The sequence below is a fragment of the Streptomyces sp. NPDC014864 genome (genome assembly GCF_043081525.1).
Lineage (GTDB): Bacteria > Actinomycetota > Actinomycetes > Streptomycetales > Streptomycetaceae > Streptomyces.
Genome location: NZ_JBIBWT010000003.1, coordinates 254691 through 274611 on the forward strand (window position 1 = coordinate 254691; position 19921 = coordinate 274611).

Annotated in this window: 19 protein-coding genes; 14 read left to right on the top strand and 5 right to left on the bottom strand. The window is 74.0% G+C overall.

Annotated features, from left to right (window positions below):
- Positions 1-80: 80 nt before the first annotated feature.
- Both ACF1A5_RS07650 and ACF1A5_RS07655 read right to left on the bottom strand, forming a co-directional pair.
- Positions 81-488: a (2Fe-2S) ferredoxin domain-containing protein gene (locus ACF1A5_RS07650; RefSeq protein ID WP_392191915.1), complete on the bottom strand. Its 408-nt coding sequence runs from the start codon at positions 486-488 to the stop codon at positions 81-83.
- Entirely contained in the window at positions 485-2464 is a 1980-nt protein-coding gene (locus ACF1A5_RS07655) for a heavy metal translocating P-type ATPase (RefSeq protein WP_392191916.1), read from the bottom strand. Before ACF1A5_RS07655 ends, ACF1A5_RS07650 begins: the two co-directional genes overlap by 4 nt.
- A 136-nt stretch (positions 2465-2600) precedes the next feature.
- Between ACF1A5_RS07655 and ACF1A5_RS07660 the strand changes: the two genes are divergently transcribed.
- Positions 2601-2984, top strand: coding sequence for an ArsR/SmtB family transcription factor (locus ACF1A5_RS07660; protein WP_392191917.1), 384 nt, complete (start codon positions 2601-2603; stop codon positions 2982-2984).
- A gap of 117 nt (positions 2985-3101) precedes the next feature.
- Positions 3102-4352 (top strand): SpoIIE family protein phosphatase, encoded by a 1251-nt coding sequence (locus tag ACF1A5_RS07665; protein ID WP_392191918.1) that lies wholly within the window; start codon positions 3102-3104, stop codon positions 4350-4352.
- A 101-nt stretch (positions 4353-4453) separates the two neighbouring features.
- Here the strand turns inward: ACF1A5_RS07665 and ACF1A5_RS07670 are convergent, their stop codons facing one another.
- Complete coding sequence (locus ACF1A5_RS07670; protein ID WP_392191919.1) at positions 4454-4678, bottom strand: hypothetical protein; 225 nt, start codon at positions 4676-4678, stop codon at positions 4454-4456.
- Between the two features lie 283 nt (positions 4679-4961).
- Here ACF1A5_RS07670 and ACF1A5_RS07675 point away from each other — a divergent pair, with 283 nt between their 5' ends.
- Both ACF1A5_RS07675 and ACF1A5_RS07680 read left to right on the top strand, forming a co-directional pair.
- Positions 4962-8216 (top strand): BTAD domain-containing putative transcriptional regulator, encoded by a 3255-nt coding sequence (locus ACF1A5_RS07675; RefSeq protein WP_392191920.1) that lies wholly within the window; start codon positions 4962-4964, stop codon positions 8214-8216.
- A gap of 279 nt (positions 8217-8495) precedes the next feature.
- A complete protein-coding gene (locus tag ACF1A5_RS07680) occupies positions 8496-9935 on the top strand; it encodes an FAD-binding oxidoreductase (RefSeq protein ID WP_392191921.1) in 1440 nt (479 codons plus the stop codon).
- On the opposite strand, the gene ACF1A5_RS07685 is transcribed toward ACF1A5_RS07680, so the two are convergent.
- Positions 9874-10542 (bottom strand): TetR/AcrR family transcriptional regulator, encoded by a 669-nt coding sequence (locus ACF1A5_RS07685; RefSeq protein WP_392191922.1) that lies wholly within the window; start codon positions 10540-10542, stop codon positions 9874-9876. The genes ACF1A5_RS07680 and ACF1A5_RS07685 overlap by 62 nt on opposite strands.
- 92 nt (positions 10543-10634) lie before the next feature.
- Here ACF1A5_RS07685 and ACF1A5_RS07690 point away from each other — a divergent pair, with 92 nt between their 5' ends.
- From ACF1A5_RS07690 to ACF1A5_RS07725, 8 genes are all read left to right on the top strand, one after another.
- A complete protein-coding gene (locus tag ACF1A5_RS07690; RefSeq protein ID WP_392191923.1) occupies positions 10635-11309 on the top strand; it encodes a class I SAM-dependent methyltransferase in 675 nt (224 codons plus the stop codon).
- A gap of 158 nt (positions 11310-11467) precedes the next feature.
- Positions 11468-12316, top strand: a complete 849-nt coding sequence (locus ACF1A5_RS07695; RefSeq protein ID WP_392191924.1) for an STAS domain-containing protein — start codon at positions 11468-11470, stop codon at positions 12314-12316.
- Positions 12313-12690, top strand: coding sequence for an STAS domain-containing protein (locus ACF1A5_RS07700; protein ID WP_392191925.1), 378 nt, complete (start codon positions 12313-12315; stop codon positions 12688-12690). The genes ACF1A5_RS07695 and ACF1A5_RS07700 overlap by 4 nt, the downstream gene beginning before the upstream one ends.
- Positions 12687-13106 (top strand): anti-sigma regulatory factor, encoded by a 420-nt coding sequence (locus ACF1A5_RS07705; RefSeq protein ID WP_392191926.1) that lies wholly within the window; start codon positions 12687-12689, stop codon positions 13104-13106. The genes ACF1A5_RS07700 and ACF1A5_RS07705 overlap by 4 nt, the downstream gene beginning before the upstream one ends.
- Positions 13103-14134, top strand: a complete 1032-nt coding sequence (locus tag ACF1A5_RS07710; protein ID WP_392191927.1) for an ATP-binding protein — start codon at positions 13103-13105, stop codon at positions 14132-14134. The genes ACF1A5_RS07705 and ACF1A5_RS07710 overlap by 4 nt, the downstream gene beginning before the upstream one ends.
- On the top strand, positions 14131-15993 hold the full coding sequence (locus ACF1A5_RS07715) for an ATP-binding protein (RefSeq protein ID WP_392191928.1): 1863 nt from the start codon (positions 14131-14133) through the stop codon (positions 15991-15993). The genes ACF1A5_RS07710 and ACF1A5_RS07715 overlap by 4 nt, the downstream gene beginning before the upstream one ends.
- Positions 15990-17609, top strand: coding sequence for a SpoIIE family protein phosphatase (locus ACF1A5_RS07720; protein WP_392191929.1), 1620 nt, complete (start codon positions 15990-15992; stop codon positions 17607-17609). Before ACF1A5_RS07715 ends, ACF1A5_RS07720 begins: the two co-directional genes overlap by 4 nt.
- 194 nt (positions 17610-17803) lie before the next feature.
- Positions 17804-18541, top strand: coding sequence for a flavodoxin family protein (locus ACF1A5_RS07725; RefSeq protein ID WP_392191930.1), 738 nt, complete (start codon positions 17804-17806; stop codon positions 18539-18541).
- Positions 18542-18614: 73 nt separating this feature from the next.
- Here the strand turns inward: ACF1A5_RS07725 and ACF1A5_RS07730 are convergent, their stop codons facing one another.
- A complete protein-coding gene (locus ACF1A5_RS07730; protein WP_392191931.1) occupies positions 18615-19106 on the bottom strand; it encodes a peptidylprolyl isomerase in 492 nt (163 codons plus the stop codon).
- Between the two features lie 320 nt (positions 19107-19426).
- On the opposite strand from ACF1A5_RS07730, the gene ACF1A5_RS07735 reads away from it, so the two are divergent.
- Both ACF1A5_RS07735 and ACF1A5_RS07740 read left to right on the top strand, forming a co-directional pair.
- Positions 19427-19741: a hypothetical protein gene (locus ACF1A5_RS07735; RefSeq protein WP_392191932.1), complete on the top strand. Its 315-nt coding sequence runs from the start codon at positions 19427-19429 to the stop codon at positions 19739-19741.
- Positions 19738-19914, top strand: coding sequence for an LPXTG cell wall anchor domain-containing protein (locus ACF1A5_RS07740; RefSeq protein ID WP_392191933.1), 177 nt, complete (start codon positions 19738-19740; stop codon positions 19912-19914). Before ACF1A5_RS07735 ends, ACF1A5_RS07740 begins: the two co-directional genes overlap by 4 nt.
- The last annotated feature ends 7 nt before the right edge of the window (positions 19915-19921 follow it).

Genomic DNA, 19921 nt, shown 5'->3' on the forward strand with positions numbered 1-19921 from the left:
CGAGCCTGAGGCGGAGGCGTCCCGCATGCGTCAGGACACATGACGGGGGCTCAGAAGTCTCCATGGCCCCCGAGAAAGGCTCAGTCCTCCTCCACGGCCCGCCGTACGCGTCGGGACGGGGAGAACACGTACAGGTCGAGGATCTCCGGCACTTCGGCGAGCCCCGGTCCGCCGGCGCCGACCCAGGCCGTGATGTCGGCCGTGGCGTCGGGATCGTTGACCAGCCCGAGCCAGACCGGCCGCCCGCCCGCGGCGCGCCCGGTCGCCGACGGTTGTACGACGACGACGTTGGCCTGTTCGCAGGCGTCCAGGCAGTTCACCGCCCGCACCTGGGCGATCGACCCCAGCTCCGCCCTCAAAGTGGCGAGTTGGGCCTCGTGGTCCACGCCGGGGATCTTGCCGGTGCCGCAGCAGCATCCCCGGCACACGGTCACGGTGCAGCGGGGCGCGGCCTGCGCGGCCCGTGCGGACGTCCTGCGCCGGCTCATGCGGTGGCCCGCTTCCAGGCGGCCTCGCGCAGCAGCCGCAGCCCGTTGAGGCCGACGATGACGGTCGAGCCCTCGTGCCCCGCGACACCCAGCGGCAGCGGCAGGGTGCCGGCGAGGTCCCACAGGACCAGACCGGTGATGAACACCCCGGCGACGACGAGGTTCTGCACGACGAGCCGGCGCGCCCGGCGCGACAGCGCGATCACGGCGGGAACGGTGGCGAGCTCGTCGCGGACGATCACCGCGTCGGCGGTCTCCAGCGCCAGGTCGGACCCGGCCCGGCCCATGGCGACGCCGGTGTGCGCGGCGGCCAGCGCGGGGGCGTCGTTCACGCCGTCGCCCACCACCATCACCCTGCGGCCGGCCGCCTCCAGCTCCCCGACCGCGCCCACCTTCTCCTGGGGCAGCAGCCCTGCGCGCACCTCCTCGATGCCGGCCTCAGCGGCGAGGCGGGCGGCGGCGCGCGGGTTGTCGCCGGTGAGCAGCAGGGGTGCGGTGCCGGTGAGCGACGTCAGGGCGGAGACCGTCGCGGCTGCGCCCGGACGCAGCCGGTCGGCGATGCCGAGGGCACCCACCGGGGAGCCGTCCACCGTCACCAGTACCGCCGTCCGTCCGCCCTCCTCCAGCTCGGCGGCGAGGACGGCGGCACGCGCCGCGGCGGCGTCCGCCCTTCCGCGCAGCAGCCGCGCCGGGGCGCCGACCGCGACCGCGCGCCCGTCGACGGTGGCGGTCACGCCGACGCCGGGCGTGGAGGCGAAGTCCTCCGCCGCCGGGAGGGCGAGCCCCCGCTCGCGGGCCGCGTCGACCACCGCCCGCGCCAGCGGATGCTCGCTCGGGTGCTCCGCGGCGGCCGCGAGCACCAGCAACTCACCGGGCTCCAGACCGGATCCGGGGAACGGCCGTACGTCGCTCACCCGGGGCGCGCCCTCCGTCAGCGTGCCGGTCTTGTCCAGCGCCACCGCGTCGATCTGACCCAGCCGCTCCATGACCACGGCCGACTTGACCAGCACGCCGTGCCGTCCGGCGTTGGCGATGGCGGACAGCAGGGGCGGCATCGTGGCCAGGACGACGGCGCAGGGCGAGGCCACGATCATGAAGGTCATGGCCCGCAGCAGCGCGTCACTGAGCGCCGCGCCGACGGCGAGCGGCACCAGGAACACGGCGAGGGTCGCGGCCACCATGCCCAGCGAGTAGCGCTGTTCGACCTTCTCGATGAACAACTGGGTCGGCGCCTTGGTCTCGGACGCCTCCTCGACCATGCGGACGATCCGCGCGATCACCGTGTCGGAGGCGTCCCGCTCCACGCGCACGCGCAGCGCGCCGGTGCCGTTGAGCGTGCCGGCGAAGACCTCGTCGCCCTTCTCCTTGGCCACGGGCAGGGGTTCGCCGGTGATGGTGGCCTGATCGACCTCACTGGCGCCGTCGAGCACCCGGCCGTCGGCGCCGACCCGCTCGCCGGGCCGGACGAGCACGGTGTCGCCGACGGACAGCTCCGGCAGGCGGACGGTCTCCTCGCCACCGTCGCCGTCCACGCGGGTGGCCGTGGCGGGAGCCAGGTCGAGCAGCCCCCGGACGGAGTCGGCGGTCCGGGCCGTGGCGAGCGCCTCCAGCGCCCCCGAGGTGGCGAAGATGACGATGAGCAGCGCGCCCTCCATCACCTGCCCGATCGCCGCCGCCCCGAGCGCGGCGACGACCATCAGCAGATCGACGTCGAGGGTCCTCTCCCGCAGCGCCCGCAGCCCCGCCCGGCCCGGCTCCCACCCGCCCGAGACGTACGTCAGCGCGTACAGCGGGCCCCAGGTCCAGGCCGGGGCGCCGGCCAGATGCAGAGGCAGGGCGAGCAGGAAGAGCACGGTGGCCGTGGCCGCCCAGCGGGCCTCGGGCAGCGCGAACACCCGGGTGCGGCGCCGGGGAGCACCGCTCGCGCGGTGGGGCGCGGCCCGGTCGACCGGGGCCGGGGCCAGGGTGGAGGTCATCGGTGCGGAAGTCCTTCGCGGGAGCGTGAACGGGATGCGCGGGCAGCCGGAGGGGCGGCACCGCTCCCGCCACCGTACAGGAGTGCATGAAGAAGCGTTCATGCGTTCATGAGTCGTTCTCCGTAGGATGAAGGCCATGGGCCACGGAGCTGACGCCAAGACCACCGCCACCGCGCGCGAGCGCCTGGAGACCGTGGGCGCCGCCGACGTGGCCGCCACGCTGCAGGCCCTCGCCACACCGTCCCGGCTACGGATCCTGGCCCGCCTCCAGGAAGGGCCCTGCGCGGCCACGGAACTCGCCGACGCGGTCGGCATGGAGCAGTCCGCCTGCTCCCACCAGCTGCGCCTGCTGCGCAACCTCGGCCTGGTCACCGGCGAGCGCCGGGGGCGCTCGGTCATCTACGCGCTGTACGACAACCACGTCGCCGAGCTCCTCGAGCAGGCCCTCTACCACGTGGAGCACCTCCGCCTCGGCCTGCGCGACGCCCCCCACCCGGCCCCCGTGGCCGTGGCCCGCTGAGCCGGGGCGTCCGCGACCGGCCTCCGGCGCCGGCCGAAGGGTGCCACGCGGAGGCGGTATCCGGCGGCCGACCCTAGATTGGGCAGAGTCGGCGAGGACGGCGGGACGGGAAAGACGATGGCACCGCAGGTCGATCATGCCGCGCTGTTCGCGGCCACGCCCAGCCCCTACCTGGTCCTCGGCCCCGACCTGGTGATCGTCGATGTGAACGACGCCTACCTGGAAGTGACGGGGCGGACCCACGAGGAGCTGGTCGGCCAGCACGTCTTCACGGCGTTCCCCGACAACCCCGCCGACCCCGAGGCCGACGGCGTGCTCAACCTCAACGCCTCCCTGCACCGGGTGCTCAGCACCCGCCGTCCGGACACCATGGCGCTGCAGAAGTACGACATCCCGGTGCCCGGCCGGACCGGCATGTTCGAGGAACGCTGGTGGTCCCCGGTCAACACGCCCGTCCTCGGCCCCGACGGCCAGGTGGCGTGGATCATCCACCGGGTGGAGGACGTCACCGCGTACATCAAGGCCCACCGGGCCACCCACCCCGGTCTGCGGCTGGACGTCCACCTGGAGGAGGCCCAGGCGCTGGAGGCCGAACTGTACGCGCGGGCACGGGAACTGCAGCGGCTGAACGAGGAGTTGCGGCGGGCCCACGCCCGCGAACGCGAGGTCGCGGTCACGCTCCAGGAGGCCATGCTGCACGCCCCCGACCTGGCCCACCACCGGCACGACGTCGCGGTGCGCTACCTGCCCGCCACCGGCTCGCTGAACATCTGCGGCGACTGGTACGACGTCGTCGACATCCCGCCGGACCGGCTCGCCCTCGCCGTCGGCGACGTCATCGGCCACGGCCTCCAGGCCGCCGCCGTCATGGGCATGCTCCGCAGCGCCCTGTCCGCCGCCATCCGCGCCCAGGAACGTCCCGCGCAGGCGCTGGAGGTGCTCGGCCTGTACGCGCGGTCGGTCGAGGGGGCCCTCGGCACCACCGCGGTCAAGGCGATGGTCGACACCCGCAGCTGTCTGATCACCTACAGCACCGCCGGCCACCCGCCGGCCATCCTCGCCCACCCCGACGGCGGCTACGAACTGCTCGACCAGGCCACCGACCCGCCCCTGGGCACCCGCCCGCAGCACGTCCCGCGCCCCCAGGCCAGCGTGCACTACAAGCGCGGCGACACCCTGGTGCTCTACACCGACGGCCTCATCGAACGCCGCAACGAGGACATCGACGAAGGCCTGCGCCGGCTGGCCGACGCGGTCACCGACTGCGCCCGACTCGGTACCGAACAGCTCGCCGACACCCTGCTGGCCCGGCTGGGGGTCGCCAGCGGGGGCCGCGACGACATCGCCCTGATCGTCGTCAGACTCTGATCGGTCCGCGGGCTCCGGTCCGTCCACGGGCTCTGAGCGGTCGAACGCCCTGATCGGGCGGGGGCTCCGATCGGTCCGCGCGCTCCCACGGCCCCTCCGGGTCAGCCGTAGTGGCGCTCCCACACGCCAGGGCCGCCGCCCCGCCACTCGATCCGCCGCGACTGCGTGACGTAGGCCCGGTCGGCCTCCTCGATCCCGGCCCGCCGCAGGAAGTCGACCACGTCCAGCGGCCCGTACGCCATGCCGAAGAAGTGGTCGCCCACCCGGACCCGCCGTCCGCCGTCCTCGGCGGGCGGGTACACGACCACGGGCGGTCCAGGAGGCATGACCCCAGCATGATCCGAGCCGGCGGCGGCTGCATCCGCGGGCCGCCGCCGCACCGAAGCAAGGTGCGTGGGTTCCGGATCGGGCTCCTGACCCGCCCCCTGGCTCTGCTCCACGGGAAACCAGCGCCGGGGGGCGGCCTCCGAGCCCCGCGCCCTCCCCGCGCTCGCACTTCCCCCTCAGCAGGCTTTCCGTGCTCCCAGCGCTCTTCCCCCCCAGCAGGCTCCCCGCCCTCACCGCGGGACCCGCCACCGGCCGGGCGGTAGCCTGCTCGTGAGGACGACCATGGCCGATGAGGTACGCATCCGGCTCCTCGGCGGATTCGCGGTGGCGGTCGGAGACCGCCCGGTGGCCGCCGGGGCGTGGCGGCTGCGCAAGGCCCGCAGCCTGCTGAAGGTGCTGTGCCTGGCACCGGGTCACCGGATGCACCGCGAGAAGCTGTACGACCTCCTGTGGCCCGGCCTCGACCCGTCGTCCGCGTCGAACAACCTGCACCAGGTGCTGCACGCCGCGCGCCGTGCGCTGGCCTCCGCGGGGACACCGGGGGACGTCCTGGTCCTCCGGGACGACCTGGTGCTGCTCGGCCCGGAGGGCGGGGTGCGCGTCGACCTCGACGAGTTCGAGGCGGCGGTCCGGTTCACCGCGGACGACGGCACCGCGGCACGGTACCGGGCCGCGCTCGCCCTGGCCGAACCGGGACTGCTCCCCGAGGACCCGTACGAGCCCTGGACGGACGAGGCGGCCGCCGCGCTCGAGACCCGGCGCACCGCGTTGAGACTGGGCCTGGCCGAGGCGCTGCGGCGCGAGGACCGCCCGGACGAGGCCGTCGACGTCCTGCGGGTGCTGGTCGCCGAGGACCCTCTGGACGAACCCGCCGGGCGCGCCCTGATGGGGGCCCTGGCCGACGCCGGACGGCGCCGCGACGCGCTGGCCGCCTACGAGCGGCTGCGGGACGCGCTGCGCCGCGACACGGGCGCCGACCCCGACCCCCGGACGCGCAGCCTCTACCGCGCGCTGCTGGCCGACTCCGTCGAGGTGGAGCCGGAGCGGCCCGGCGCCGCCGGCACCGGGGAGGAACAGCGGGAGGCGCCCCGGCACAACCTGCCGGCGCAGCCGACCGGCCTCATCGGCCGGGAGCGCGAGACGACCGAGGTGGAGGCGCTGCTCGGGCGCCGCGGGCTGCTCACCCTGACCGGGGCGGGCGGATGCGGCAAGACCCGGCTCGCGCTCGCCGTGGCGGCCCGCCGGACAGGCACCCACCGGGACGGGGTGTGGTTCGTCGACCTCGCCGCACTCACCGAGCCGCACCTCGTACCGGACGCGGTCGCCGCCGTGCTGGGGCTCCAGCTCCCGCCCTCCGGCGACGCCCGGGAAGCACTGGTCGCCCAGCTCGCCGGCCGGGAGCTGCTGCTGGTGCTGGACAACTGTGAGCACCTGGTCGACGCCTGTGCCGCCCTGGTCTCCGCGATCATCGCCCGCTGCCCGCGGATCGCCGTGCTCGCGACCAGCCGTGAGCCGCTGCGCAGCTACGGCGAGCGCTGCTTCCGAGTGCCGTCCCTGGGCCTGCCGGACCCGCGCCGGCTGCCGCCCGTGCCGGAACTGGGCCGCTTCGCGTCCGTACGGCTGTTCGTGGAGCGGGCCGCCGACGCCGCCCCCGGTTTCCGGCTGAGGCCGGGCAACGCCGCCGACGTCGCGCAGATCTGCTTCCGGCTCGACGGCATGCCCCTGGCCCTGGAGCTGGCGGCGGCCCGGGTGCGCCTGCTGGCCCCGCGCCAGATCGCCGAACGGCTCGACGACGCCCTGGCCCTGCTCGGCCGGGGCAGCCGGCACGGCGTCACCCGGCAGGAGACGCTGCTGGCGACCCTGGAATGGAGCCATCGGCTGCTGGACGAGGAGGAGCGGTGCCTGTTCCGCCGGCTCGCCGTCTTCACGGGCGGGTTCTCGCTGGCCGCCGCCGAGCAGGTGTGCTCCGACGGCACCGCGCGTGCGACGGTCCTCGACCTCCTCGGCCGGCTGGCCGACAAGTCCCTGGTGACGGTCGAGCCCCACCCGGACGAGGCGCGCTACCGCCTGCTGGAGACGATCCGGCAGTTTGCGGCCGAGCGCCTGCGGATCGCCGGGGAACTGCCGGCCACCGAGGCGCGCCACCGCCGCTTCTACCTGGAACTGGCCCTGGCCCGCGACCACGAGCCCCCCACCGGCATCTCCGGGGCGCCCTCACTGGAGCTGGAGGCCGACTACGGCAACCTCCGCGCCGCGTTGCGCTCGCTGCTGCGCACCGACCCGGACGGCGCGCTGCGCCTGGCGGTCGCGCTGCGGCTGTTCTGGTCCGAACGCGGGCGCCTGGCGGAGGGGCGGCGGTGGCTGGACGACACGCTGGCCGCGGCCCCGCGGCCCACGCCGCAGCGCGCCCGCGCGCTGATGGGGCAGGGCGTGCTGGCGATCCGCCTCGGGGACGGGTCCGCGCTGGAGGACCTCGGGGCGCAGATCGTCGGGATCCACCAGCGGCGGGATGACCCGGCGGCCCTCGCGTACGCCCACTTCCAGCAGGCCGTTCTGCTGTGGATGCGCGGCGGCTGGGACCGGGCCCGGACGGCGCTCGACCGGGCCCGGGAGCTCGCCCGGGAGGCGGGCGACCCCGCCGTGCTCGCCGTCGTCGCCCACCACGAGGGCGTCTGGGCCGTCTGCCGCGGCCAGGCGGCGGCGGCCCGCGCGGCCTGCGCGGAGAGCCTGCGGCTGCTCGACGGGACGGCGGAGGGACGGTCGCCCTTCTTCCCGGTCATGACTCCGGGTTACGTGGTGGAGGAGGACGAGTCGGAGCGGCTCGTGTCGCTGTTCTTCGAGGAGACGGTGCTCGGGGGCCGCACGGTCGGCACGGCCCGGGCCCGCGGTTACGTGCTGTCCACGCTCGCCTGGGCGGCGCGCCTGGACGGCGATCCGGCCGGCGCCCGGACGGCGGCCGAACGCGGTGCCGACCGCTTCCGCGCGCTCGCCGACCCGCACGGCGAGTCCCTGGCACTCAACGCCCTCGGCAACATCTGCCGCGCCCACGGCGACTTCGACGCGGCCCGCGAGTACCTCGACGCCGCCCTGGCGCTCCGGCGCCGCCTCGGCGACCGCCGGGAGGAGGGCATCACCCTCGGCTGCCTCGGCCTGCTCCGGCTGGCCGAGGGGGACACCACCGGCGCGCGGTCCGCCGTCGCGCGCGCCCTCGCCGGGTTCGAGGAGACCGACGACATCCCGGGCGCCACCAACAGCCTGCTGCACCTCGGACTGGTGGCCCGGGCGGCGGGAGACGCGGAGGAGGCCCGCGCCCTGCTGACCCGGGCCCGGAGCCTGGAGCACGTCGCCGGGTCGCCCTGCGCGGCCGGCTGGGTCGCGCTCATGCTGGCACGGCTGGACTGGCAGGCGGGGGACCGCGACGCCGCCCGGGTGTCGGCCGCGCGGGCCGAGGACCTCTTCGCCCGCCTCGGCGACCCCCGCGGCCCGGCCGCCCTGAGCCGCGCACTGCCCCACCCGCAGAGCGCGACGGCCGAGTGACGCCGGGCTCGGTTGCGGAGAAGCGCCGAGTGGGCGCCGACGGGCCCGCGTCGCGCCTGCCGGTGGCGTGCCGGGCCACGGCTCGCGGAGAGCGCGCCCAGCGCGCGCGGTGGCGGGCGGGGAACGGCGGTTTGAACCGGGCGCGGCCACGGGCGCAACGCGGTCGTCGAGCCGACGCCGGCCCGACCGCCCCGCAAAGCGGCTGCTGAGTGAGTGCTAAGAGACGCTTCCTACGGTCCTTGGTGTCGAAGCGGAACACTCACCACCGAGGAGCCGGCCATGTCGATCGACACCGCGAGGGGCGTCCTGGGGGACGCCACCATCAACGAGCTGGAGGCGGGCCTGCGCGGCACGGTCGTCCGCCCGGGAGACGCCGCCTACGACCAGGCCCGCGCGGTCTGGAACGCGACCCACGACAAGCACCCGGCCCTCGTCGTGCGCTGCGCCGGGACCGCGGACGTGGTCCGCGCCGTGGAGTTCGCCCGCAGCCAGGACCTGCCCGTCGCGGTGCGCGGCGGCGCCCACAGCATCGCCGGGTTCTCCACCTGCGACGACGGCGTCGTCATCGACCTCTCGCCGATGAAGGGCGTGACCGTCGACCCCGTACGCCGCCGGGTGGCCGCCCAGGGCGGCGTGACCTGGGGCGACCTCGACCACGAGACGCAGGTCTTCGGCCTCGCCGTGACCGGCGGCCTCGTGTCGTCGACCGGCATCGCGGGCTTCACGCTCGGCGGCGGGGTGGGCTGGCTGCTGCGCCGCCACGGCCTGGCCAGCGACAACCTGACGGCGGCCGAGGTGGTCACCGCCGACGGCCGCGTGGTGCGCGCCGACGCGCGGGAGAACCCGGACCTGTTCTGGGCCCTGCGGGGCGGCGGCGGCAACTTCGGTGTCGTCACCTCGCTGGAGTACGCGCTGCACCCCGTCGGGCCGCAGATCCTCGGCGGCCTCGTCTTCTACCCCGCCGCACAGGCCCGGCAGGTCGTCACCCGCTGGCGCGAACTGACCGCGCACGCGCCCGACGACCTGACGACGATGCTGGTCATGACCACCGCGCCCCCGCTGCCGTTCCTCCCGGAGGAGGTCCACGGCACCCGGGTCGTGGTGCTGGCCGGCATGTACGCGGGCACCCCGGCGGAAGGCGAGGAGGCCGTGGCCCCGCTGCGGGCCCTGGGCACCCCGATCGCCGACCTCATGGGCCCGATGCCGTACCTGGGCATGCAGACCCTGCTGGACCCCATGTGGACGGCCGGCGCCCACAACTACTTCACCTCGGCGTTCATCGAGCCGTCCGACGCGGCGGTCGACGCGGTGCTGCGGCACCACGCGGCCACGCCGACTCCCTTCAGCGAGGTGCACCTGCACCAGCTGGGCGGCGCCTTCGCCCGCGTACCCGCGGAGGCCACGGCGTTCAGCCAGCGCGAGGCGAGCGTGCTGTGCAACGTGATCGCGCGCTCCCCGGACGCGACGGACTTCGACGCGCACGTCGCCTGGGCCCGCGGGGCCCGCGCTGACATCGCCCGCCACGGCCACGGCGCGATGTACGTCAACTTCACCGGGGACGCCGCGCAGGACAAGGTGCGCGCCTCCTATCCCGGTGCGGTGTACGAACGGCTCGTCCGGGTCAAGGACGCCTACGACCCCACCAACCTGTTCCACCTCAACCAGAACATCCGCCCGTCGGCGCCTCACGCAGCAGCGAGCGCAGCGCCAGCCGGGTGAGGTCGGCCTCCAGGACGTCCTGGTCCGGTGCCACCGCGGCACGGAAGGACCGGCCGGCGAGAAGGGAGATCAGCCACCAGGCCGCGGCCTCCGCCTCGATGTCGTCGCGGATGTCGCCCGCCCGCTGGCCGCGCCGCAGCAGCTCGCCGAGCGCGGCGGCGAAGTGCTGGTGGATGTCGCGCGCGGCCTCGTGGAGGGCGGGGTCGTGCGCGAGGGCGGCCGCGTCGGCGAAGAGGAAGCCGTGGGCGCCGGGCCGGTGGAAGTCGTCCATGTGGGCCGGGTCGAGGAACGCCGCCAGGACCTCAGGAACGGGCCGCCCCGCGTCGGCGGCCGCGGTGAGCCGTTCGGTCACCGAGGCCGCCGCGTGGTCGAGAGCCGCCCGGTAGAGCGCTGACTTGGAGCCGAAGTTCTGGAAGACCACCGGTTCGGTGACCCCGACCCTGCGGGCGATGTCGGAGACCTTGCCGCGCTGGTAGCCGGTCTCGGAGAAGACCTCGGTGGCGGCGGCCAGGATCGATGCCCGGCGCTCGGCCGCCGGCATGCGCGTGCGCGGCCTCCTCCGGCTGCCGCCGGCGGTCGCGGGGGTGGGGGCGTCGGACTCGGTCACGCGGACATCGTATGCGGGTCTTGCCGCATTTCTTAGTCGGGACTAAGTTAGGCCTGTACTTAGTCCCGACTAAGTTAGGGAGTGACGCTTTCATGTCTCTCGGAAGACTCATGCAGGGCAAGCCCCGCGCGGACACCCCGGGCGTGACGATCGGGCCCGCCCGGGCCTACGAGCTGTGCGCCGAGGTCTGCTTCGGCGGCAGACGGCGGCGTGCCTTCACCGAACTGGCCGCCCTCAGCGGCGCGCGGCCCGGCGACCGGGTCCTGGACGTCGGATGCGGCACCGGATACCTGACCCGGCGCATGGCCGCGCGGACCGGGCCGGAGGGGGAGGTCACCGGCGTCGACCCGTCGCCGACCGTCCTCGCCCACGCCCGCCGCAAGGGCGGCGGCGGACGGGACGCGGCGCCGTGCGTGTACCGGGAGGGCATCGCGGAGGCGCTCGACCTGCCGGACGCCTCCTTCGACACCGTCGTGACCAGCCTCATGCTGCACCACCTGCCGGAGGACCTGCGGCCGAAGGCGCTGCGTGAGATGCGTCGCGTGCTGCGGCCCGGCGGACGCCTGCTGGTCGTGGAGTTCCGGCCGCCCCGCAGCGGCGTCGGCCGCCACCTGGTCCTGGCCGGACTCGGGCACGCCATGGCGCACCACCGCGTCGACCGGCTCGAGCGGCTCGTCGAGGATCAGGGCTTCGACGTGCGGGGGAGCGGCGACGTACACCCCTGGCTCCGCTATGTACAGGCCGGCCGCCCGGAGGTCGGGGAGTAGCGCCCGCCCGGCGGGCAGCGGGGGCCGCCCGGGGGAGGGGTGGGAGGGGAGGAGCCGCACGTCGGCCCGGCCGTGGCCCCGCGGCACCACGTCGTACAGCCGTCCGTTTGCCGTATCGTCTGCATGGCATATTCAATCAAGTGTTTGATGGGGTGGACGTGGCGACTGACAGCAACACGAAACTGCTGGTCGAGACACTGACGGCGCAGCGTGACACGTTCCTCGGCCAGTGGACCAGGAACGTCGGCGAAGCGCTGCAGGGCCGGCTGAGCGTCGCCGAGCTGGGCCGAGAACTGGGCGAGCTGTACGAGGCCGTCCTCCAGGGCCTGGCGGCGGGCGGGCTGTCCGGCCGGGGCGACGCCTTCGGCGAGGTGCGCAGCCTGCTGATCGAGCTCTCCCGGAACCGGGCCCGGCAGGGCTTCACCCCCACCGAGACCGCGCGCAGCGTGCTCGCCCTCAAGGAGGTGCTGGAGCCGACCCTCACGGACGACCACGAGGGCGCCCGGGTGTACCTGCAGTTCGCCCGTCTGCTGGACGACCTGAGCCTGCTCACCACGGAGGCGTACGTCCGGACCCGCGAGGAGATCATCTCCTCCCAGGCCGAGCAGCTCCTGGAACTCTCCACGCCCGTGGTGAAGCTGTGGGACGGCGTCGTGGGCGTGCCCCTGGTGGGCACGCTGGACTCCGCGCGCACCCAGGTGGTCATGGAGAAGCTGCTGCAGACCCTGGTCGACAGCAACTCCACCCACGCCATCATCGACATCACCGGCGTGCCGACCGTGGACACCCAGGTTGCCCAGCACCTGCTGAAGACCGTCGTCGCCGCCCGCATGATGGGCGCGCAGTGCACCATCTCGGGCATCCGGCCGCAGATCGCCCAGACCATCGTGGCCCTCGGTATCGAGTTCGGTGACATCCCCACCAACGCCTCGCTGTCCGAGGCGCTGCGCCAGGCGCTGAACGAAGTCGCCCGCGACGGCGCCGACGACGTGCGGGGCCTGCTGTGACCAACCGCGTCCCCGTTCTCAAGATCGGCGACATCCTACTGGTCTCCATCCAGACGGACCTGGAGGACCAGATGGTGATGGACCTCCAGGACGACCTGTCCCGCCGCATCGTCGACACCGGCGCGAAGGGCGTCGTCATCGACATCTCCGCCCTGGAGATCGTCGACTCCTTCGTCGGGCGGATGCTGGCCACCAACGCCTCCATCTCGCGCCTGCTCGGCGCGGAGACGATCGTCGTCGGCATGCGGCCCGCCGTCGCGATGACGCTCGTCGAACTCGGCCTCTCCCTGAAGGGCGTCCGCACCGCGCTCAACCTCGAGCGCGGCCTGTGGCTCCTGCGGCGTCTCACCGCGGACACCGCGGGCAGCGCATGAAGGACTATGGCGCGACGAGCACCACAGCGGAAGCGGTGCCCGTCGCCAGCAGCGGCGACGTGGTCACGGCACGGCAGATGGTGCGCACCCTCGCCCAGCGCAGCGGCCTGTCGCTGGTCCACCAGACGAAACTCGTCACCGCCGCCAGCGAACTCGGCCGCAACATGCTGATCTACGGGGGCGGCGGTGTGGTGCGCGCGGCCGTCGTCGACGACGCGGGCCGGGCCGGCATCTTCGTTGAGTTCCAGGACCAGGGGCCGGGCATACCGGACGTCGATCTGGCGCTCACCGACGGCTGGACGTCCGGCAACGGCATGGGACTCGGTCTCAGCGGCGCCAAGCGGCTCGTCGACGAGTTCCACATCGAGTCGGGACCTGGGGGCACCACGGTGCGCATTGTGAAGTGGGGACGGTGAACGCAACCCTCCTCACCGAGGCCGGCGAGGTGTGCTGGCTGCGCACCGACGTCGCCCTCGCGGCGGCCGCGCGCCGCCAGGCCGGGCAGTTCGCCCGGGACATCTGCCTCTCCGAGGAGCGCGTCGCCCGGGTCGAACTGTGCGTCACGGAGATGGCGACCAACCTCCTCAAGCACGCCGAGGACGGCGCCCTCGTCCTGCGCGTGGTCCGCTCCCGCGACCGTGCCGCCGTGGAGTGTCTGTCCGTCGACAGCGGCCCCGGCATCGACGACATCCAGGGCGCCCTGCGCGACGGGACGTCCGGCTCCGGCAGCCTGGGCATCGGCCTCGGCGCCATCGGACGTCTGGCCGACGCCTTCGGCGTGCACTCCCTGCGCGGCCGCGGCACGGTCGTCCTCGCACGCTTCTGGGCCGGCGGCCCGGCGCCGGACCCGGTGGAGACCGCAGGCCTGACCCGGCCGATCGGCGGCGAGCAGGTGTGCGGCGACACCTGGGCCGTGCGCACCGCGGCCGGGGACTCCTCCGACGCCCTCCTGCTGCTCATGTGCGACGGTCTCGGCCACGGACCGCTGGCCGCCCGGGTCGGGGACCTGGCCAGAGGCGCGTTCCGCGACAGCCGTGGAACCGAGCCCGCCGCCGTGCTGCAGGACATCCACCACGCGCTGCGCGGGAGCCGCGGTGCGGCGGTGGCGATCGCCCTCGTCGACCTCGTCCGGCACCGCGTGGAGCTGTGCGGGGTCGGCAACATCACCGCGCTGGTCGCCGGCCGCGACGGGCGCAGCGGGCTGCTGTCCATGCCGGGCATCGTCGGAAGTCACCTGCCGCGCCTGCGCACCTTCGACGCGGGCTTCCCGCCCGGCGCCGCGCTGGTCATGCACTCCGACGGCCTCAGCGACCGTTGGAAGCCCTCCGACTTTCCCGGTCTGCTCGCCCACGACCCCTCGCTGGTCGCCGCGCAGATCCTGAACCAGGTCGCCGTACGCCGCGACGACGCAGGCATCGTCGTGGCCGTGCACAGGCAGCCGTGAACGCCGAACCGTCCGCCCGGGAACTGATCACCATCGCACTGCGGGAAGCGCGCGACGTGGTCACCCTGCGCCGCTGCTGCCAGTCGGCGTGCCGGGCCGTGGGCCTGACGGGCGCTCCCCTGGTCCGCCTGGCCACCGTGGTCAGCGAGGCCGGGGAGAACCTGCTCGGCGCACCCGGGCTGACCGCGCGGCTCTGCCTCGAAGGCACCGACACCGTTGCCCTCTCCGCCTGTTTCCACTGGCGCGGCCCCGTCCGGCCGCCGTCCACGCTGCTGACCGCGGGCACCCGGCTGCTCGACGACTGCCGCCTGCTCTCCGCGGACGGCCGCCGCCACGAACTGGTCCTCGCACAGCACGCTCCCGCCTTCGGGCCGTCCGCCGCCGAACTCGCCGACGCGGTACGGGCCCGGCTCGCCGGGGTCGAGGGGGCGGCGGACCTGATCGACACCCTGCGCACGCAGAACCGCCAGCTCCTCGCCGCCCTGGAGGAGTCGCAGGCCCAGCAGGAGGAACTGCAGCGGCTGAACGCCGAACTGGAGGAGACCAACGCGGGCGTGTTGGCGCTGTACTCCGAACTGGCCGCCGAACTGGAGGAGACCAACAGCGGCGTCGTCGCGCTCTACGCGGAACTGGAGGACAAGACACGGCAGCTGGAACTCGCGGGCGAGTACCGGACCCGCTTCTGGGCCAACGTCAGCCACGAGCTCCGCTCGCCGGTGAACTCCGTCATCGCGCTGGCCCGGCTGCTGCTCGGTCCCGGCGCGGACCCGCTGACGGCCGAGCAGCGCCGGCAGGTCGCCCTCGTCCAGACGTCGGGCAGCACCCTCCTGGCCCTGGTGGACGAGCTGCTCGACGTCGCCAAGGCCGAGTCCGGCCGCCTGGAGCCGCACCCGGTCGACACCGACCTGCGGACGCTGCTGCACCAGTTGCGGGGCACCCTCCAGGGCACCGCACGACCCGGGGTGACCCTCGACATCCCCGACCACGCCCAGTTGCACCCCCTGTGCACCGACGAGGTCATGCTGACCCGCGTCCTGCGCAACGTCCTGTCCAACGCGCTGAAGTTCACCGCCGAGGGCACGGTTGCGCTGGACGTCGAGGAGCGCGAGCACGACGACGGCGCCCGCTTCGTCTTCCGGATCCAGGACACCGGAGTGGGCATACCGGCCGACGACCTGGAGCGCGTCTTCGAGGAGTTCTACCAGGTCCGCGGACCGCATCAGCGCGGCCGGGCCGGTACCGGCCTCGGACTGCCCTACGCCCGCCGGCTGACCGAACTGATCGGCGGCACGCTCACCCTCGACAGCGAGATCGGCCGCGGCACCCGCGTCACCGTCGAGATCCCCGCCCACCTCCCCAAGCCCGCACCCGACGCCGAGGGCACCGGGCCCGCGCGGACGGAACCGGGGCAGGAGAACCGCTCCCCGGCCTGGCTCTGGCGGTCCGTCGTGGTCGTCGACGACGACGAGGCGTTCCTGGCCGGGCTCCGCCCGCTCCTCGACCGGCTCACCGGGTCCGTCACCGTCCTCACCGACAGCGGCCGCGCCCTCGCGACCGTCGCGCGGGAGCAGCCGGACGCCGTCCTCCTCGACCTCAACATGCCCGGCCCCGACGGATACGAGGTCCAGCGGCTGCTGGCGGGGGAACCGGCGACCCGCGGCGTTCCCGTCGTGGTCCTCACCGCGCTCGACCCCGCCGACGTGGACCACACGCGGCTCGCCCACGCCCGCGCGGTCCTGAACAAGTCCCGCCTCACGGCCGCCGACCTCGCCGCCGCCGTGGACTCCCCGCCGGCACCACCCGTCCGGCAGTCCGACACCGCCCCACCACCCACGCCGCCCAGGCCCGAGGAAAGATGACCCAGCGACCCGACAAGGACCACCGTCCGGCACACATCCTCGTCGTCGACGACGACCCGACCAACCGCTACGTCATGGCGACCACCCTGCGGCGGGCCGGGCACGAGGTCACCGAGGCCGAGGACGGCACGCGCGCGCTCGAACTGCTCGACCGCCCGGACCGGTTGCCCGAGATCGCCATCGTCGACGTACGGCTGCCGGACATGACCGGATTCGAGGTGTGCGAGCACATCAAGGGCAACCCGGTTACCGCCGCCGTCCCGGTGATCAACATCTCCGCGTCGGCCATCACCGTCAACGACCGGGCGCAGGGCCTGTACCGGGGCGCGGACGCCTACCTCGTCGAGCCGACCGCGCCCGACGAGCTGCTCGCCACCGTCACCGCGACCCTGCGCTACACCCGGGCCCGCCGCCGCGCCGAACTCCTCGCGGAGCGGCTTCACTTGCTCAATTGCGCCACCCTCGCCCTGTACAGCGCCGCGGACGCGCACGAACTGGTCCGGGTGACGGCCCAGGGCGCGGCGGCCATCTTCCGCTGCGAGGTGGCCGCCGTACTCACCACCCCCCAGGGCACCACCCTGGTCGCCCACACCTGGCACGACGACGCCACCGCGCACCCCGCCGAGCCGCAGGTCCATCCGATGCCGGCCTGGAATCCGGTGTCCCGGCGCGAGCAGATCGGCGCGCGGGTCGTGCGCACCGCCCACCCCGCGCTGCCGTGCCTGCCGCCCGGCCTGGAGGCCCCGGCCCGCCGCCGCACCGTCGTCGGCCGGGCGAAGCCCGAGCGGCCGCCGGTCGTCATCGTCACCCCCGCGGACGCCGTCACCACCGCGGACGACGACGAACTGCTCGCCCAGCTCACCCAGGCCGCCGCGCTCGCCCTGGAGGCGCTGCGCAGCTACAGCGAGGAGCACGCCCTCGCGCTCACCCTCCAGCGGAGCTTCCTTCCCGAGAGCCTGCCGGAGACGGCCCGCGCAGACCTCGCCGTGCGCTATCTGCCGGCGAGCGAACACACCGAGATCGGGGGCGACTTCTACGAGGCGATCAGCACGCCCGCCGGCCTCGTCGTGGCCGTCGGCGACGTCGCGGGGCACTCGCTGGACGCGGCGATGGTGATGGGACAGGTACGGCACGCGCTGCGGGCGTACGCCGCGGAGGGGCACCCGCCCGAGGTCGTCCTCTCCCGGCTCGACCACCTGCTCACCGCCGTGGAGCCCGGCGCCACCGTGACCCTGTGCGTCATGCTGATCGAGTTCGGCTCGGACACCCTCCACGTGGCGAACGCCGGTCACCTCCCGCCTCTCCTGCGCGACCCGGACGGCACGATCTCCTATGTGACCGAGCACGGACCCCTGCTCGGGCTCGGCCTGACCCACCCGCCCGCGCGGCGGATCACCGCGGCCCCGGGGACCCTCGTCCTGCTGGTCACGGACGGACTGATCGAGCGCCGCCACGAGGACCTCCAGCGGTCCCTGGACTCGCTCGCCACGGTCGTGAGCGAGACCTCCGGCGACCCCGAGGAGACCTGCGCCGAGCTGCTCGACCGCCTGCCCCCGGACGGACGCGACGACGTGGCCCTGCTGGCGGTACGCCTCAACCCGGTGCTCCCGGCCTGACCGGCCCCGGGCCGCGGCCGCTGTCCCACACACTGCCCCCACACCGCACCGCCGCGCCGGCCGGCGCCGCTTCGGCTGTCGGGGTGGTTGTCGCCGGCCGGCGGCGCCGCGGCGGCCACGACGGGGGAACGGCCAGCACCATGGGGTCCCGCGCCACCGTGACCGGCACGGTGGGACGAACTCCAGGAGGGCTCGTGACCGCCCAGCCACCGACCGCCGAGGTCCCGCCCGCGCACTACGACGACCTGCGGGCCCTCGTCTTCAACTGCACGCTCAAGCGGTCGCCCGAGCGCAGCAACACCCAGGGACTCATCGACCGCTGCACCGGCATCATGACGGCGGAGGGCGTCCACGTCGACGTGGTGCGCGCGGTGGACGAGGACATCGCCACCGGCGTGTGGCCGGACATGACCGAACACGGCTGGCGGACCGACGCCTGGCCGGGGCTGTACGAGAAGGTGCTGGCCGCCGACATCCTGGTGCTGGCCGGGCCGATCTGGCTGGGCGACAACAGCTCGGTGACCAAGCGGGTGATCGAGCGTCTCTACGCCTGTTCCAGCCTGCTCAACGACGCGGGGCAGTACGCCTATTACGGGCGGGTGGGCGGCTGCCTGATCACCGGCAACGAGGACGGCGTCAAGCACTGCGCCATGAACGTGCTCTACAGCCTCCAGCACCTCGGCTACACCATCCCGCCGCAGGCCGACGCGGGGTGGATCGGCGAGGCGGGCCCCGGCCCGTCCTACCTCGACCCGGGTTCGGGCGGCCCGGAGAACGACTTCACCAACCGCAACACCACGTTCATGACGTGGAACCTGCTGCACCTGGCCCGGATGCTCAAGGACGCAGGCGGCATCGCCGCCTACGGAAACCAGCGCAGCGCCTGGGACGCCGGCTGCCGTCACGACTTCGAGAACCCCGAACACCGTTAGCCGGCGGTGTGTCACGGCACTCGCGGGCCCGTCGCGGTGCTGGGCCGGGAGCCCAGCACCGGGGGCGGTGACGTCAGACGGTCCCGCTGGCCGCGATGGTGACCTTCGCCTTGGGCGTGCCGCTCTGGCTGCCGAGGCCCTCGATCTTGTCGACGATGTCCTGACCCTCGACGACCTCGCCGAAGACGACGTGCTTGCCGTCGAGCCAGTTCGTCACGACGGTGGTGACGAAGAACTGCGAGCCGTTGGTGTTCCGGCCCGCGTTCGCCATGCTCAGCAGGTACGGACGGTCGTGCTTGAGGTTGAAGTTCTCGTCCGCGAACTTCTCGCCGTAGATGCTCTTGCCGCCGGTGCCGTCACCCCGGGTGAAGTCACCGCCCTGGAGCATGAAGCTCGGGATGACCCGGTGGAACGTCGAACCGGCGTACCCGAAACCGTGCTCGCCGGTGGCAAGCTCACGGAAGTTCTTGGCGGTCTTGGGCACCACGTCGTCGAAGAGGCGGAACACGATCCGCCCGGCGGGCTCGTCGTTGATGGTGATGTCGAAGTACACGTTGTCGCTCATGGTGATCAATCTAGCGCTACTTCGCCCCTCGTCCGGTCATGGGCCGGCGTGAGACTTCGCACGAAGAAGTGATCACGTGTTCGAATAGTGCGGGCGAGCGGCTGACTGTTCCTCGCCCGCGCCGGCCATGACGTCCAGTACGTCGACGAGGTGGGCGTCCACCGGGTGGTCGAGTTCGTCGGTCCGCGCGAAGAGCCGGTTCGGCGCCCCCAGCGGATACAGGAAGTCCCTGTCCCGGAAGTGCGGCCGGCCCAGGTGGGGGGACCTACGACGACTGCATCAAGTCCTGCGCCAAGGGCGACTACCGCTGCCCGTGCGAGGTGAACGGGGAGAACAAGACCCGCGTGATGGGCGGCGCCGACTTCTCCAAGGCGTCCAAGCGCAACATCGGCCGCGCCGAGTTCACCGTCGAGCACCCGCGGCTGGACACCACCACCAAGACCTCCGTTAAGGCCGAGACCTCCTACCGGAACACCGAGATCTCCTACCTCGGCGGCAACGGGTCCGGGCGGACCGGCTCCGGCGGCGGGGGCAAGCCGACCCAGAGCCCCACGCCCTCCGGCACCGGCACGCCGTCCGGCGCCGCCCAGCGCTCGCCCCACCGGCACCCCCACGCCGCGGCCGTCCACCGGTGACACCGCCGCGCCGAGCCCCGCTCCCGCGCCCGCCCACGGACGACGCGGGCGGAGGCGGCCTCGCCGACACCGGAACCCAGATCGCCCTCTGGTCCGTCCTGGCGGCCGTCCTCCTCGCCACCGGCACGACCCTGACCCGGTGGATGCGCCGCCGCAGGCCCGCGCAGCGGTAACCCGGCC